The sequence below is a fragment of the Bartonella krasnovii genome, assembly GCF_003606345.3.
GTDB classification, from domain to species: Bacteria; Pseudomonadota; Alphaproteobacteria; order Rhizobiales; family Rhizobiaceae; genus Bartonella; species Bartonella krasnovii.
On record NZ_CP031844.2, the window covers coordinates 918,638 to 933,689 of the forward strand.

Consider the following 15,052-nt stretch of genomic DNA (forward strand, 5'->3'; position numbering starts at 1 on the left):
AGAGTTATATGACGATAATAGTACAGACAGGTGGTCCGATTGGCGACAAACAGACCATTGTTCCTTGGGATAAAAATTTCATTCAGATGATGAACGATATTCAGGATGAAATAGATGATCAAACAGATGAATATGTTGATCAAGTGCAAAGGGCGATATTTTCGGCTATTCGCTTTTGCGAACGATTGCCTTTTTATTTCAATGAAAGTCGCGAAGTTGTTTTGACCACTCTCAAGGGGAAAAGCCGTTATGGAGCTGAGGAAAATCCAGTTATTCCAGCGGCTGTTCGCATTGTTGATGCTTATATTTATGAAGATAATCGCAGTAAATCAAAGCTTTTGCCTACAGACCCGCTCGTTATTGAAAACCTTGAGGACGACTGTAACCACAGTATGCCCACACGATACAGTTATTTTGAACAAAAGCTTGTCTTGTATCCAACACCAGACCGTATCTATTCTATCAGGCTTATTCTTGATCCTATCAGAATAAAAGATATTGAGAGTGCACAAGAAGCTTCAATATGGTTTTTGGAAGCTTATGAACTGATCAAAACGCGGGCAAAATATGAAATTTATACCAATATTATTAAAGAACCACAGATGGCAGCGGCAGCTTTTGCTATGTTTCAAGAGCAACTCGATGCGCTTCAAATCGAAACCTCACGGCGCAAGAATTTGCTCAAAATTCAACATACGGATTTCTGATGACTTTTATTCCTATTGCTGAATTTAGACCCGATATTGCATTTATTAATACGGGTTATTCTCGTGAGATCGTGAATGTTTTGCCTGCACCCAACTCCTATATTCCAGTTCCCAAAGTTGCACCGGTTTCAGAACCTTTTCCCGATGTCATTTTAGGGGTCTATGCAGTACGCTCATTAAGTGGTGTGCGCATTATTGTAGGAACATCAACAAAGCTTTACGAATATGATAACAACACGCGCGGCTGGAAAGATGTTAGCAAGATTGGAGAACAATATCATGCCAATGAAACAGCACCTTGGTCTTTTGCTCTCTTTGGCGATTACATCATTGCCGTTAATAACAATGACACACCGCAAATACTGGCATTACAGACAGCAGACAGATTTGACGATTTAGGAGGGAATCCCCCGCGTGCTGGACTTGTTCGTATCTGGGGAGATTTTGTCTGTTTGATGAAATTAACAGACAAGCCTAATCGTATTCACTGGTCCGGTCTCAATGATGCAACACATTGGACAGTTGGTGAGAAAAGTTGCGATTATCAAGATTTTCCCGATGGTGAGTTTGTTCAAGGGTCTACACAAGCAACCAATCCGCTGATTTTTATGCGTTCTGCTATTTATCATGCAACCTTTGTTCCAGGGTCTAAAATAATCTTTAGTTTTGTAAAAATAAAAGACAAAATAGGAGCAAAAAGCAGCAGCACAATTGCAAGTCGTGGTGACTATACTTTTTTTGTTTCTGATGATGGGTTTTATCAAATCAATAATGCAGGTGAGATGTTACCTATTGGTTTTGGCAAAGTCGATAAAACTATCTTTACGCTTTACAGTAACTTTGCCATTGATGAGATGAAAGCTTGTATTGATCCGGTCTATTCGCGTGTTTATTTTTCTATAAATGACGATATTATGGGGATGAATATCTATGTTTATGATTGGCTTTTGCAAATATGGAGTGTCATTAAAGGAGAGACACTTCTCTTATTTCCCCTCTTTGCGGCAGGTTATACCTTAGAAGGCTTAGACGAAGTACAAGCATGCTTGAAAGATTTACACGCTTCGCTTGATAGTAAAATGTGGCAAAATGGCGCGCCAATGTTGGGAGCATTTACACCAAACAATAGATTTGGTTTTTTTGCTGGTCCTCCTATGGAAGCGGTCATTGCTTCACAAACTGTAGGCGATACAGGAAGACAGATTAATCTGATGAGTGAGGCTTTTGTTCAAGCAGATACGACAAATGGTCTTTTAAGCGTTGGAGCTGCTTTTATCATTGATGATAGAAATCAATTAAATTGGGCAAAAGAACGTTACGCGGGCTATAGCAGTGGGATGTACAATATTCGCTCACGCGCACGTTATCATGCTTTGCGCCTGAGAATACCAGAAGGTACACCATGGTCTCATATAACAGGCTTTGATGTGACACTAAAACCTGCAGGTATAAGATGAGTTTTAGAATTTATAACACGCAAAAATGGACTGCTGAACAAATGGCGCCCTATTTGGATAAGGTTATAAAATCAATATCTTATTTTCATAAAAAATTCCCTGATGATTATACGCCACAGACTATTTTAAATGATATTTTGAAGGGAGATAAGCTTCTCTGGATTATTGTAGATGAACAGGAAAACTTTATGGCGCACGTCACAACAGAATTACAAGAACTCATTACTGGAGTCTTGCGGGCGGTTATTGTCACGCTTGGGGGAAAAGGAGGAGCGCACCTCACAAAGCTTATTCCCCAAATTGAAGCCTATTACAAAGGAAAAGGGGCGAAAGAACTTATCATTATCGGTCGGCGTGGGTGGGAAAAATCCCTTAAATCGCATGGCTATTTCGTGAATCTTTTAGAATATAGAAAGCAGCTTTAACATGGGAAAAAGTTCAAAACCAATTCAGACGACGCAAAATACTACGCAAACAAATGCACCACCTGAATGGGCAAAAGGCATCTTTGAACGTGCTGCTAAAGATGCCATGAGTTTTTATAATCAAGGCAGCGGAAAAGCCGTTTATGAAGGGCAGCGTGTAGCAGCTTTAAGTGATCAAACAAAGAATGCGATTAATGGGCTTAGCAATAATACGCATAACTATGATAACAATTACTTAAATGGATTAGCCACAGGGCAAAATTCAACCAGCCAAAATTTAAAAAACATGGCTTCAGGGCAGCAAATAGGCAACAACCCTTACTTTGATGAAGCACTTCAAAACACGTTAAATAAAGCTTCAGACACAATTAACAGTTCATTGGCAGGCGCGGGGCGTTATGGTTCTGGTGCACATACGGGTGTTTTAGCAGATGAGTTGGGCGGTATAGCAACCCAAGCTCTCTCACAGCAATATAACCAAGACGTCAACAATATGATGCAAGCCAATGGAATGATTGATCAAGCCAATCAAAATCAGTTGGCGGGCGCTAATAACTTTTTTCAAGGTAAAAGTCAGGCTAATATCAACGCATTAGCGGGAGGTGGTTTGCTTGATGCCAATCATCAACAACAATTAGATGCAGAACGGCAAAAATGGGAACAGCAGAATAATCTTGATTGGGAGCAGTTAAGTAAGTTGCTTGCAGCTGGTACGGCTTCTGCTGGAAATTACGGCATGCAAACGGGACAAGGGACACAGTTTACACCGCGAGCAAAACCAAATCCATGGGAAATTGTTGGGAATGTTGGAACTATACTTGGTACGTTTGCTGGGCTTAGCGATATCAGAGCAAAAGAAAACATCAGAGAAGTTGGGCAAAGAAATGGCTATACACTCTATGAATACAACTACAAGGGTTATCCAGAGCGCTATCGCGGGGTGATGGCACAAGATGTTTTGAAGTTAAAGCCCGAAGCCGTTTTTTTACATAATACCACAGGCTTTTTGCATGTGGATTATGGCAAGCTTGGATTTGAAATGGAAAGGGTGCAGTGATGTTTGGGCAAGAAGAATTAAATGCACTAGAGCGTGAAGAAGCTTATAGAAAACGCAAAGCATTGGAACGTGCTGCTTTTAGTACAAATCCTTTTGTGGGAGTTGAAGGGGGAAATAATCCACAAAAACTGAATCTTACAGAGCTTATTCGCGGCTCTTATGGGGGAATAGGAGAAGCTGGGGAAAAAACGCCAGCAGAATTAATTATGTCTATGGATGATTTAAAACGCCAAATACCCCCTATGCCGGATGTTTCAAAGGATACTGTTAAAATACAAGAGGCACCAGAGCAGGGAAAATATGACCTCTCAGAACAGAGAGGTATTGCCTCAATGATTCCGCAATCTCCACTTGTTGCAAATACTGATAAACCGAATGAAGATGAAGCAGGGCGACAGCAAAAAGAGGCGATGGATTATATTGCTCAATTTAATGAGAAGTCTATGGCAGAAAAACCTTTAAAAAACGATTCAGAAAATGATGAAGAAAGGTTTTTTAAGACACCGATACGAGAAGAAAAACATTTGAATGCACACTTGCCAGAAGAGGAACATTTAAATGCAAGGGATAATCTTGAACAGAAAACAGATTATGTAAAGTCACTTGATAAGTTTGTGCAGACCGGTACAAATCCAAAGAGCTTATGGGATCGTTTTAGACATTCAGAATTTTCCGAGCACTTAATGGATTTTTTTGCGGGTCTTGCGTTAGGAAAGACACCACAAGAAAGTTTTTCAAATGCATCTATCCTTATGCGGCAGGGCAACAAAGAACGAGCACAACATAAACAAACTTTGCAATTTTTACAGTCTAAAGGATATAGTGATGAAGATGCGCAAGCTATCATGCAATATCCAGATCTTGCCATGAAAATGATTGGCAGTACGTTAACTCCTCAGACAAACGATAATCAGAAAACTTTAGAGTTTTTGCGTTCAAAAGGATATAGCGATGAAGATGCACAAGCCGTTGCACAGTATCCTGATCTTGCTCAGAAAGTCATAGGCAGCACTTTAAGTCCTCAAGAAGGTTATAGAACGCTCACAGCAGAAGAAAAAGCAGAACAGGGATTGCCAGAGGATATGGCTTTTCAAGTTTCGACACGTACAGGAAAAATTATACCAGTACAAGGGGGACAGCGTTCCACTGCTTCTGGATTAGGAGTTGATTCTGGCAGCACAGTGTCAAAACCTGAAGCAGGTTATATGTATGTTAAGGATAAAAATGTTCATGGTGGTATACGTGCGATGCCAATTGCAGGCAGTGCTGCAGAACATAAATTAATCCAAGAACAGCAGAATGAGGAAATAAAAAACCGAAAAACACAAATGCAAATTCTGGAAACAGGAGAGAGGTCCAATCGTATACTCTCAGCAGCTAAAGAATTGCTAGGGATTGTTAAAGAGCATCCGCATGTCGTTGGTTTTACTGGTTCTGTAGGGTCATACATTCCTAATTCTAAGGCAAAAGATTTTGGTCATATGCTTGATTCATTAAAGGCAAGTATTGGGCTTGATGCTTTGAGAAAAGCAAAAGCATTTTCACCAAATGGCGCCTCTGGTTTTGGGAATTTGTCTAATATGGAATTAGAAGCATTACAAAACTCTGTAGCGGCACTCTATCAAGACCTTACTGCAGAACAGATGGAGAAATCTTTAAAAACCGTTATTGATACCTTCAATAAATCCAATGCGGCAACGCGGGCAATTCTTTTTGGTGGAGCAGAGGCAACAAACGAACTTGTTCGCGCTGCTTATGGGGAAGATGCTTATAAGAACAATAACGCACAGCAAGAGCAAAATATGCCAGAATTCGCCACACGAGCAGCGCAAGTAAAAGCGATGAAAGAAGGTCAAATTTTTATTGATCATAATGGCTACATTAGAAGGAAATGAACAAATGGCTGAATTGAGGCGCCCCATTCCTGATAAAAATGGTGAAATTATTGGACATATTTCAGATTTCAAAAATGGTAAGAATCCCCTTATTAACTCTGTTGATAAGGAGTTAATTGATACAAATTATTACAACTCTCCTATTATTGGTCATATTACCGATAAAGATATATGGGAAAAAATTGAGGCAGCTCAAAAGAATGATACATTAAAACAGCATCAAAGTGTTTTACCTAATAAAACGATGACAGAAGAAGATGGTCCACATCCAAGCGCTGCGGGTGCTTTTGGCTGGGGAGCACTTCATGGGTTAACCATGGGGTATGATGATGAACTAGCGGGAATATTAGCGGCGGGACCTATTGATTATTGGATGGGAGATAAAGATGCGGTCAAAAAGTATAATGAAGTGACAAAGCGATGGCGGGATTATCAAAGAGCGGCAAACCGAGATCATTTTTATGCATCTATTGCGGGGAATTTAGCGGGTGCTGCGGCACCCGTAGTTGTTTCTGCGCTCTTTCCTCCTGCGGGAGGGGCTGCTGCGGCGGCGGCTGCTCGTGCGGCAATTGGGGCTGATGTTGTGCTAGGAGGAAGAGCGGGTGTTGCAGGAGCACAAATAACCAGTAAAGCTTTAGCAGCAGGAGAAAGAGCGGTGCAATCTGCTCTAGCAGGGGGAGCAGAACGAACAGCGGCAAGGGCGGCAGGTGAAGCGGCGATGAAAGCCGCTGCAAGTAAAGAGGCGGCAAAATTTAGCTTGGGGCGTGCGGTAAAAACTGGAGCTACTTATGGAGGGATAGCAGGCAGTGGTGAGGGTGAGGGGCTTGGAGATACTTTAGTGTCTGCTGGATTTGGTGCAGGGTTAGGTGTTGCAACGCCATTTGTTGCCAGTGGTTTATCCAAAGTAACACCTTTTATGACAAGATCACTTAAAGCAGCATTGAGAGGACCTATAAGTCCAGCTGAAATGGCGGCAAAAGCAGCGCAAATACCAAAAAAAGAGGCATTTCAAATAAGCAATAGAGCGCTTAGAGATGTAAGCCGTGCTTTGGGGGATGAAGGTGTTAATAAGCTTGAGAGGGCATTAAGACAACGTGGTCCTGATTCAATGATTATTGATCTTCATGAAGGGCTTGCTGCAAGAGCTTTTAGGGCGGCAAAAAAAGATCACGATACCTATTCACTCATAAGTAATCGTTTGAATGAAAGACAATATGCCAGTGATAAGCGAGTAAGTGATGCCTTGACAGAGGTGTTGGGTCCAAAGGTCGATACGCTCAATTTAAAAGAAGAAATTATTAAGCAAGCACAGAAAAAGGCTGAACCATTTTATGAGAGGGCAAAAGCTTCACCCATTTCCAATGCTGATCGTGAAGATTTATCGCGCTTGCAAGAAACCCCCGCATTCCAAAAAGCATACAAAAAAGCAATTGCACAAATGCCCAATGAAGTGGATGCAACCGTTATAGGAAGCAACGGATATCCAAAGCTGAATATGCGGATTTTACATAAAATGAAAGAGGTTTTGGATGATCAAATTAACGCTGCTCGCATCAAAGGAAAACGAGGGTATGCTCGAGATTTGACTGATTTTAAACAACGCATTCTGGACATTTTGGATACGTCATCTCCAGATTATGCGAAGGCACGAAAAATTTATTATGACGAGCGTACTATCGGTGATGCCTTAGAGCAAGGAGAGAAAGCACTGAAGAAGAGCGTTAATCTTGATACAATCAACAGCCAACTTTCAGATTTGGGGTTAATGGAAAAAGAGGCTTTTCAAAAGGGTGTGCGATCACAAGTAGAACATGCAGCAGGTAATGCACAGAATTTTGACCACAGTCTTTTGAGTTTGTTTGACACAAAAAATGGTCAAGAAAAATTACAGCAGATTTTTGGTGCGGATAAAGCAAAACAGCTTATGAAAGTGTTGCGACCAGAAGTGGACAGAACAAAGCTTTTTGCACGATTGCCAAACCATATGGGTGAAGTAGAAGAAAAGGCAGCAGAACAAGCTGTGAGTGTAGGAAAGATAGGTCTCATCAAGGCAACCATAACAACTTTCGCAAGAGAATTGGGGCGCAAGCTCTTAGGCGTTCATAGAGGTACTGAAAGGGATATTGCGGCTCTCATAACAGCACGAGAAAAAGGAGATTTTGGGTTGGCAAGAGAAAAAGCCGTTGAATTAATTAAGGCGTTTCACGAAGCAGAAAAGAAACGCTTAATCACCAAAGAAGATCACACCAAATTTATCAATTTTCTTGGCATTCTTTTGAATGGCGCTATTGATAGAACGGTTATAAATTAATGATCAATTTTCATCCCAATGTGAAGCGTGCTATCTCACAGGCAGCACAAAAATACGGTTTGCCAGAAAGCTTTCTTGAACGGGTTGCTATGATAGAAAGTAAGGGTAATCCAAATGCAAGAAATAGCAAAAGTAGTGCAGGAGGGCTGTATCAATTTCTCGATTCAACAGCAAAACAGTATCAACTGAATAATAAGTTTGATCCCTTTCAAGCAACTGATGCTATGGCACGATTAACGAAGAACAACATGCGTTATTTAGCCACAGCATTAGGCAGAGAGCCTTCACAAGCAGAACTCTATCTGGCACACCAACAAGGACCAGCAGGGGCTGTAAAAATTATCAAAAATCCCAATGTGACAGCAAGCCAGCTTTTAGGGCGTCAAGCAGTTGTCCTTAACGGAGGAAATGCGGAGGCAACCGCAGGGGATTTTATGAATCATATTTATGGGCTTTACAATAAAACGGGAGATGCTTCGAAGGGTATGACACAATCCCCCCAAGGCAATTGGCTAAATGCACAAAACGAAGTGGTTCCTTTGCGCGGCGTTGAGAGATTTCAAAAGGCGATTCAAGGTGATCAAGCAAGAGAACCGTTGATAGCATATGATATGCCATTGCAAAAAAATACATCATTGCAAGCGCAAGGGATTGATGCTGGGGCGCTTAAAAAGGGGGTGATGAATCTGGTTGATTTGATGAGACGGAATAAAGATGCGCAAAATCAACAAATAGAGATGGCACATCAACAAATGATGCAACAACCAATAATGACGGGGTTTTCACAATCAAATGCTCACCCGATAGATTTAACACCTCTGATTGATCTCTCAAGGAGAAATCCTGTTCGCTCATATGGGCAGCAAAAAGAGCAACAATTACGGGAAGAATTATTAAGAAGAACGGGGGCTTATAATGTCTGATATTTATGATTGGTCGTTAACAGCTGATAAAAATGCGCATTCAGATAACATGATTAATTGGGCAGAGGGACAGTCACCTAGTTCTGTCAATGATAGTGCACGGGTCATGATGCAGCGTATACGTGAATATCTTGCCGATAATGGTGGTTCTCTTGATACAAAATTTATGCTGAATGGGAAAGATAAAACAACATCCATAACGTTGACAACGGTTTCACCTCTAGAAAAATATAAAAATGATATCATTCTACGCTTTAAAGCTCGTGGTATAAATGTGGGACCTACAACAATAAATGTGAATAATATAGGAGCAAAGCCACTCTATAAAGCAACCAATACGGGGATAGTGCCTTTGATAGGCGGTGAGTTACAAACGGGGGGTATTTATGAAATAGTCTATAATGATGGCATATCAACAAAAGATCTTGATGGTTGGTATCTTTTAAATCCTACCCCCATTCCACCACCAAAGGTCGAAACCTTTCCTTGCGGATTTATTGCAACCTTTGCTATGCAAGAAGTACCAAATGGTTGGCTCTTGTGTGATGGTGCAAGCTATAAACGAAAAGATTATCCGCAATTATTCAAGGCAATAGGGGATAAATGGGGAAAAGATAGCGATACAACCTTTAAAGTTCCAGACTTTAGAGGAATGTTTTTACGGGGCTTTGATGATGGGCGTGGTTTAGATCAAAATAGAAACTTCGCAGAGGTGCAAAAAGATAGTATTAAATCTCATACACATGCTTGTACCATTGAAGAGGCAGGTCAACATACGCATAAGTATGATTATTCTATAATTACAAGAGTTGGTCAAATAGGTGGCAGAAACCCTGCTTTTGGTAATTCATATTATACAAAAGATACACAACCTGCTGGAATGCATACGCATAGGGTAATGATTTCTTCAACGGGCGAGGCAGAAACACGCCCTGTTAATGTACCGGTTGTTTATGCCATAAAATCGTGAGTTTTTTAGATGATCAATAATCCGTCTGCTATTGATGATATTGCGGATGCGGAGCAAGTCCGCGTCCTTTTTTATGCAAGCAATCGAATGGTCCATGCACCCTTAAATAAGGTGCTTGATCTTGTCAAAAGCGACATACAGCATGATCTTTTAAGCGCTTTGGCAGAATATAAAGAAGCGACAGATAAACGCATAGAGACCATGCAAAAACTTATTGATGAATTGCAGTCCTCTCTCTCTCACAACAAGATAACGAACTGATTAAGGAATGAAACGCGATGCCATTACCCTATCACACACATATATTTAAGCTTGAACCAGCAACAAAAGAAGAAGTTAAAGAAGGTGTTTTAGATAGTAAGGCTCTTGCCCCCGTTTCAGTGGGTAGTGCTGCGGCTTATGAGGTAGAATATTTTGCAACTGCTGCTCAAGGGAAAAAGGCTGATGATGCTGTTGCAAAGAGAGATATTGGAGCTCTTGCTTACAAAGATAAGGTCACAATCCACGATATTGAAGCAAGTGGTGAAGCGCATGAGAATGCGATTTTATCAGGCGCTGGCTGGGTAAAAATATCGACTTTAGGGATTGGCGATATGAAGGTTGCGACATATGACCCCGACAATGTGGGGAAAAATGCATTTTCTATGGAAAATATGTGTGAGGGTCCTACCAAAAAGATTTTGACAACAGAGGAAAGATCAAAGCTACGATGGTTAAGTCCTAGCCAACCCACAATAGAAAAGTGGCATAAGGGAATTGAAGGCGTTTATTATCCCATATCTCCGGCAGATCTCAAAAATACCATTAGCTATTTCGTAGCATCAAAGTCTTTTGGTATGTCAAAATCAATTTATGATCCAGATACAATAGAAAAAGATGCCTTTGATATGGATAATATGAAAGAGGGGAAAAAGCATCTTATCTTAACGCCTCAAGAACGTACACAGATTGCAAAAATTGATAAAGTTGAAAACGCTGCACAACAAGGGCTTCATGTTGCAAGTGAAGCAAAAACGATTGCGACCTCTGCACAAACAGCAGCCAATACAGCGCAAGATACAGCACGCAGTGTACAGAAAAAAGTTGATCTCATTCAACCTCTTGCACAACAAGATTGGATTGATGGCACAAAAACAAGGGACGCCCTTATCTCACCAGCCAAACTGATGGCTTCAATCAAAGCAAATAGTAGTAATAGCAGCAGCGGTGGCAGCGGCAACAATGGTGGTGGGGGGAGCAAACCTGTTGAAATTCTCATGACGGAAAGTGGAGATATTCCATTGCCTGATGGTATTACTGATGAGACCGATATCGAAGTATGGGCTTGGGGTGGCGGCGGTGGAGGCGTTAAAGGTGGTGGCGGTGGCGGTGGTCAATGCGTGCATGTTAACATGAAAGGATCTGATTTAGGTAAATTAAAAACAGCTTACATTGGTCGTGGTGGTAAAGGCAACAACAGTAACATTTTATGCAATGGTGGTAGGACTATTATTGAGGGAATTCTTACAGCGGAAGGAGGATATTCCGTCTCTATGACGCTTGTTAATCTTGGAGGAAAAGGCGGTGATGGAGGGGGAGGGAGAGAAGGCATCAGCGGTGAGAGCTTTATTTTTTCTGGTGGAAACGGTGGTGGTGGTGGAATTGACAATAAGAGAGCTGGTAGCGGTGGCAGTTCATTTCTTGGCGGCGGCGGAGGTGGTGGTGGTCAATGCAAGGGGTCTATCATGGGACAAGGTGGTGAAAGTTATAAAGGCGGTAACGGGGGAAGAGGTGGTAAAGAATGTGGTGGCGGTGGCGGTGGATATTTCGATGGAAAGCCAGGTGATGACAAAATTGGCGGCGATGGTGGCGATGGCGCAGTACTCATAAAGGTATATTTATAAGGTGAATTGAACAATGGCACGGAAAATAAGTAAAGACTGTTTATACTGTTTAAAAAAGTGGGAAGGCTTGCGCTTGCAGGCTTATCAAGATGTCTCTGGTGTTTGGACGATTGGCTATGGACATACAGGGAAGGCAGGCAAACCAACAGTTGTTGAGGGTATGGTGATTACAGAAAAAAAAGCTGAAACCATGCTTCTCGCAGATTTGCGTCAATATGAACAAGCGGTAGAAAAAGCGGTTTGTGTGAATTTAAGTGACGAGCAGTTTGGTGCTCTTGTTTCCTTTTGTTATAATGTAGGCATTCCAGCTTTCCAAAATTCTACGTTACTGAAAAAACTAAACAAAGGCGATTATGAAACGATACCTGCCGAATTACAAAAATGGACCAAAGCAGGTGGTAAACGCTTGCAAGGTCTTGTCCACCGGCGTGCGGCAGAAGCAGGGTTGTGGGCAAAAGGCGCTTATGTTTCCTCAAACTATCAAACGGTAGAAAAAAAGGATTCAACAGGTCTTTTCAAAGCAGAAGCGCTCGCACCCATTATTGGGTCTTTCTCAGGTCTTGGTGGTTTTTTAGCGGGCAATGGTCCTATCCAATGGGCATTAGCCGCTATTATGGTTTTAGCAGCAGCAGCTGGTATTTTCTTTGTTTCTAAACGCTTTCAGGAGCAGAGTTTATGATGTTCTGGATGAAAAAAAATCTCATGCTCACAGGTGCGGCACTAGCCGCTTTTTTTATGGCTTTAGCCAAAGCTTTCACTCTTGGCAAAAAGAGTGAACAGCAAAAGCAGATAGAAAAAACTTTAAAGGCAGCAACAACACGGCTTGAGGTGGAAAATGAAGTTAACAAAAAAACTGATGCTGATGTGCGTGCTGCTCTCTCTGACTGGTTGCGTGACCCATAAATATGTTTCTTTTTGTGTTGGTTGGTTACCTATTTATTTAGATAAGAGAGATGTTGACGTCATCAGTTTAAACTTAGCAAAAGAGATTTTAAAGCATAATAAGCAGGGTGAACGCTTGTGTGGATGGGAACATGGTAAGAAAAAAGGGTGAAAAACACACAGAGCTTACAGAAGCGGAAAAAGAAATGCTTCAAGAAATGATCATTACCTACCAAAGTGTGAAAGTGATGTCGCGTCTCATGAAGTGGATAGCATTTTTTCTATTTTTGCTTATCCTTGATTTTGCCCGTCTTATGGATGCGATAGATAATGTCATTGCACATTTAAAACAGTGGTTCAGCAAAAGTTAGAGAAAACCTATGTTTGATATACCGCATAGAATTAGATTTTTAAAAACTTATAATGGAGATGCAAGCTTAAAACAAGATTGCCTCTTAACATCAGAAACGAATCTTCGTTGGCAAAAAATTTTAAATGATTTTCTTCTAAGCAGTTATCATTATCGTAAAAAAAATAAAGTAAAGAATCCAGATATTAGTTTTCAGAAGGATGTGATTGATTTTTCAGATAATGATGCAGTAGCACAGCGTATTGCGTTGATTAATTATTATTTGTCTGATTACTTCTTCAAGGAAGATTTTGATCATTGCTATATTACAAAATGCTATAGTTCCGATAATTTTGACGATTTTTATTTCGTGGCAAAAGTAAACGGTTTTAGTTTTCCACTTCATTTAGGAAACAAGAAATACCGTAAGATTTTTTATTCTAAAATTATCTAAACTTCTCCTTAAAAATATGACAAAACAAGAATTTACACAGACACTGTTTGCGTGGATGGGTGGAAAACATTATCTACGTAAGAAAATTATACCGATTTTAAATAGTATTGATCATGAAACCTATATTGAACCGTTTTTAGGTTCAGGGGTTATTTTTCTAAACAAACGACCAGCGAAATATTCCGTCATTAATGATTTGAATGGAGAGATCACGAATCTGTTTCAATGTGTTCAAAATGACTTTGATGATTTAGCCAAAAGATTAGAGTGGTTTGTTTGTTCAAGACAGTTGTTTTTTGAACTTGCTGCTATTGAACCAGAGAGCTTATCGAAAATTGAAAGAGCAGCACGCTTTTTGTTTCTTCAACGTTGTGTGATGTATGGGAAAGAAGATTACTACTCTTTTAGCTTTGTAGGAAAAAAAACGGTAAGCTTTAATCCGGACAAACTTTTAGCAAGAATGAAACGTGTTAGACAGAAGCTTCTTGATACGACGATCTTAAACTTATCGTGGGAGCGGGTTGTTGAACTTTTTGATGCGCCCGACAGTTTATTTTATCTAGACCCGCCTTATTTTATAAAGAAGAAATGCTATAGTTCAGGTAATTTTGTTGAAGATGATTTTGTTAATATGGCAAAAGTTCTCAAAGGCATTCAAGGCAAGTTTGTCTTGAGTCTGAATGATTGTGATGCTGTTAGAGAGATCTTTAAAGATTTTGACTTTTTAGAATTAGAGACCCTTTGGACAGCAGGTATGGCAAAAAAAACACCTCGAAAAGAAGTGCTGATTCGCAATAATTGAAGAAAATTTTGAAAATATTTGTTAGAATCAGAAGGATATTACTTCATTCTAACAGGGCTTTTTAGATGGTTACATCTTTTGGTAAAACTTTACGTAAACTTCGTATTGATCACTCAGAACGGCTTTTAGATATGGCTGAAAAATTAGATATATCTGTAGCATTTTTATCTTCAGTCGAAATTGGCAAGAAATCTGTACCGGTTGGTATGGAAGACAAGATCATAAAGCTTTACGCCTTAGATCAAGAAACAGCATCTATTTTAAGAAAAGAGGCTGATTCTTGCCGTAAGAGATTCACAATAAAGCCTTCGGATTCATTTAGCCGTGAAATTATCGGCATGCTTGTTAGAAACTTAGAGAATTTTTCACAACAGGACTTAGCAAAATTGAAAAAATTGTTGGAAAGAGTCGGTAAAAAAGAAAGTGCTTTTTAGGCATAGTTTTGAAAACCCTATTCCCGAACCTTTATTTATTTACCCCGCACCTTAAAAAAACAGCTATAAAATCAACAAGTTATAGCACGATAAAAGTGCTGTGGCGGAGGGGGTGGGATTCGAACCCACGGTACAGTCTCCTGCACGCCGGTTTTCAAGACCGGTGCCTTAAACCGCTCGGCCACCCCTCCAAACTAAGAATGTCTTTTTACAAAGTTCTTGCAAAAGGTCAATCATTTTAATACGCATTTTAAAGCGTTTTTGTAAAATTATTTAAGTTTCAAGCAAAATAACTTCTCATAAGTCAATTCTTTGAGTGGGTTACCTTAATCATAAAGCAATATTTTTAAAATCTCTAACAATCATTTTTATAATGATAAGATATGTTCAGTTGGAGATATTTATAAATTATGTTAAATTATTTTCGGACTCATATTTTTGAATTATTTTATTTTTTAATAAAAATATGTAGATATCTAATACAGTTAAAGATTAACTTTAAG

Annotated in this window: 16 protein-coding genes and 1 tRNA gene; 16 read left to right on the plus strand and 1 reads right to left on the minus strand. The window is 40.0% G+C overall.

What is annotated here, in order from left to right; genetic code table 11:
• Positions 1–8: 8 nt before the first annotated feature.
• The 16 genes from D1092_RS03865 (at position 9) to D1092_RS03945 (ending at position 14,549) form a co-directional block, all read left to right on the plus strand.
• Positions 9–707 (plus strand): phage adaptor protein, encoded by a 699-nt coding sequence (locus tag D1092_RS03865; RefSeq protein WP_120122781.1) that lies wholly within the window; start codon positions 9–11, stop codon positions 705–707.
• Positions 707–2,164: a hypothetical protein gene (locus D1092_RS03870; RefSeq protein ID WP_120122266.1), complete on the plus strand. Its 1,458-nt coding sequence runs from the start codon at positions 707–709 to the stop codon at positions 2,162–2,164. Before D1092_RS03865 ends, D1092_RS03870 begins: the two co-directional genes overlap by 1 nt.
• Before the next feature lie 41 nt (positions 2,165–2,205).
• Positions 2,206–2,589 carry a hypothetical protein gene (locus tag D1092_RS03875; RefSeq protein ID WP_120122782.1) on the plus strand — a complete coding sequence of 128 codons (384 nt, stop codon included), beginning with the start codon at positions 2,206–2,208 and terminating at the stop codon, positions 2,587–2,589.
• A 1-nt stretch (position 2,590) separates the two neighbouring features.
• Positions 2,591–3,646, plus strand: coding sequence for a tail fiber domain-containing protein (locus tag D1092_RS03880; protein WP_120122267.1), 1,056 nt, complete (start codon positions 2,591–2,593; stop codon positions 3,644–3,646).
• Entirely contained in the window at positions 3,646–5,541 is a 1,896-nt protein-coding gene (locus tag D1092_RS09800) for a hypothetical protein (RefSeq protein WP_241440072.1), read from the plus strand. The genes D1092_RS03880 and D1092_RS09800 overlap by 1 nt, the downstream gene beginning before the upstream one ends.
• Complete coding sequence (locus D1092_RS03890; protein WP_241440232.1) at positions 5,519–7,852, plus strand: hypothetical protein; 2,334 nt, start codon at positions 5,519–5,521, stop codon at positions 7,850–7,852. The genes D1092_RS09800 and D1092_RS03890 overlap by 23 nt, the downstream gene beginning before the upstream one ends.
• Positions 7,852–8,775 carry a transglycosylase SLT domain-containing protein gene (locus tag D1092_RS03895; protein ID WP_120122268.1) on the plus strand — a complete coding sequence of 308 codons (924 nt, stop codon included), beginning with the start codon at positions 7,852–7,854 and terminating at the stop codon, positions 8,773–8,775. The genes D1092_RS03890 and D1092_RS03895 overlap by 1 nt, the downstream gene beginning before the upstream one ends.
• Positions 8,768–9,745, plus strand: coding sequence for a tail fiber protein (locus D1092_RS03900; protein WP_120122269.1), 978 nt, complete (start codon positions 8,768–8,770; stop codon positions 9,743–9,745). The genes D1092_RS03895 and D1092_RS03900 overlap by 8 nt, the downstream gene beginning before the upstream one ends.
• Before the next feature lie 9 nt (positions 9,746–9,754).
• Positions 9,755–10,006 (plus strand): hypothetical protein, encoded by a 252-nt coding sequence (locus D1092_RS03905; RefSeq protein WP_120122270.1) that lies wholly within the window; start codon positions 9,755–9,757, stop codon positions 10,004–10,006.
• Positions 10,007–10,023: 17 nt separating this feature from the next.
• Positions 10,024–11,628, plus strand: a complete 1,605-nt coding sequence (locus D1092_RS03910) for a glycine-rich domain-containing protein (RefSeq protein WP_120122271.1) — start codon at positions 10,024–10,026, stop codon at positions 11,626–11,628.
• Positions 11,629–11,641: 13 nt separating this feature from the next.
• Positions 11,642–12,307, plus strand: coding sequence for a lysozyme (locus D1092_RS03915; RefSeq protein ID WP_120122272.1), 666 nt, complete (start codon positions 11,642–11,644; stop codon positions 12,305–12,307).
• A complete protein-coding gene (locus D1092_RS03920; RefSeq protein ID WP_120122273.1) occupies positions 12,304–12,531 on the plus strand; it encodes a hypothetical protein in 228 nt (75 codons plus the stop codon). The genes D1092_RS03915 and D1092_RS03920 overlap by 4 nt, the downstream gene beginning before the upstream one ends.
• 131 nt (positions 12,532–12,662) lie before the next feature.
• Positions 12,663–12,881, plus strand: a complete 219-nt coding sequence (locus D1092_RS03930) for a hypothetical protein (RefSeq protein ID WP_174767358.1) — start codon at positions 12,663–12,665, stop codon at positions 12,879–12,881.
• Between the two features lie 9 nt (positions 12,882–12,890).
• Positions 12,891–13,313: a hypothetical protein gene (locus tag D1092_RS03935; RefSeq protein ID WP_120122276.1), complete on the plus strand. Its 423-nt coding sequence runs from the start codon at positions 12,891–12,893 to the stop codon at positions 13,311–13,313.
• Positions 13,314–13,329: 16 nt separating this feature from the next.
• Positions 13,330–14,115 (plus strand): DNA adenine methylase, encoded by a 786-nt coding sequence (locus D1092_RS03940; protein WP_120122277.1) that lies wholly within the window; start codon positions 13,330–13,332, stop codon positions 14,113–14,115.
• A 65-nt stretch (positions 14,116–14,180) separates the two neighbouring features.
• Positions 14,181–14,549 (plus strand): helix-turn-helix domain-containing protein, encoded by a 369-nt coding sequence (locus D1092_RS03945; RefSeq protein WP_120122278.1) that lies wholly within the window; start codon positions 14,181–14,183, stop codon positions 14,547–14,549.
• 101 nt (positions 14,550–14,650) lie between these two features.
• On the opposite strand, the gene D1092_RS03950 is transcribed toward D1092_RS03945, so the two are convergent.
• A tRNA-Ser gene (locus D1092_RS03950) sits at positions 14,651–14,740 on the minus strand.
• Positions 14,741–15,052: the final 312 nt, after the last annotated feature.

Bases quoted from the DNA above. Each gene is read 5' to 3' on its own strand.
- D1092_RS03865 (WP_120122781.1), top strand. From the start codon at position 9: ATGACGATAATAGTACAGACAGGTGGTCCGATTGGCGACAAACAGACC.
- D1092_RS03870 (WP_120122266.1), top strand. From the start codon at position 707: ATGACTTTTATTCCTATTGCTGAATTTAGACCCGATATTGCATTTATT.
- D1092_RS03875 (WP_120122782.1), top strand. From the start codon at position 2,206: ATGGCGCCCTATTTGGATAAGGTTATAAAATCAATATCTTATTTTCAT.
- D1092_RS03880 (WP_120122267.1), top strand. From the start codon at position 2,591: ATGGGAAAAAGTTCAAAACCAATTCAGACGACGCAAAATACTACGCAA.
- D1092_RS09800 (WP_241440072.1), top strand. From the start codon at position 3,646: ATGTTTGGGCAAGAAGAATTAAATGCACTAGAGCGTGAAGAAGCTTAT.
- D1092_RS03890 (WP_241440232.1), top strand. From the start codon at position 5,519: ATGGCTACATTAGAAGGAAATGAACAAATGGCTGAATTGAGGCGCCCC.
- D1092_RS03895 (WP_120122268.1), top strand. From the start codon at position 7,852: ATGATCAATTTTCATCCCAATGTGAAGCGTGCTATCTCACAGGCAGCA.
- D1092_RS03900 (WP_120122269.1), top strand. From the start codon at position 8,768: ATGTCTGATATTTATGATTGGTCGTTAACAGCTGATAAAAATGCGCAT.
- D1092_RS03905 (WP_120122270.1), top strand. From the start codon at position 9,755: ATGATCAATAATCCGTCTGCTATTGATGATATTGCGGATGCGGAGCAA.
- D1092_RS03910 (WP_120122271.1), top strand. From the start codon at position 10,024: ATGCCATTACCCTATCACACACATATATTTAAGCTTGAACCAGCAACA.
- D1092_RS03915 (WP_120122272.1), top strand. From the start codon at position 11,642: ATGGCACGGAAAATAAGTAAAGACTGTTTATACTGTTTAAAAAAGTGG.
- D1092_RS03920 (WP_120122273.1), top strand. From the start codon at position 12,304: ATGATGTTCTGGATGAAAAAAAATCTCATGCTCACAGGTGCGGCACTA.
- D1092_RS03930 (WP_174767358.1), top strand. From the start codon at position 12,663: ATGGTAAGAAAAAAGGGTGAAAAACACACAGAGCTTACAGAAGCGGAA.
- D1092_RS03935 (WP_120122276.1), top strand. From the start codon at position 12,891: ATGTTTGATATACCGCATAGAATTAGATTTTTAAAAACTTATAATGGA.
- D1092_RS03940 (WP_120122277.1), top strand. From the start codon at position 13,330: ATGACAAAACAAGAATTTACACAGACACTGTTTGCGTGGATGGGTGGA.
- D1092_RS03945 (WP_120122278.1), top strand. From the start codon at position 14,181: ATGGTTACATCTTTTGGTAAAACTTTACGTAAACTTCGTATTGATCAC.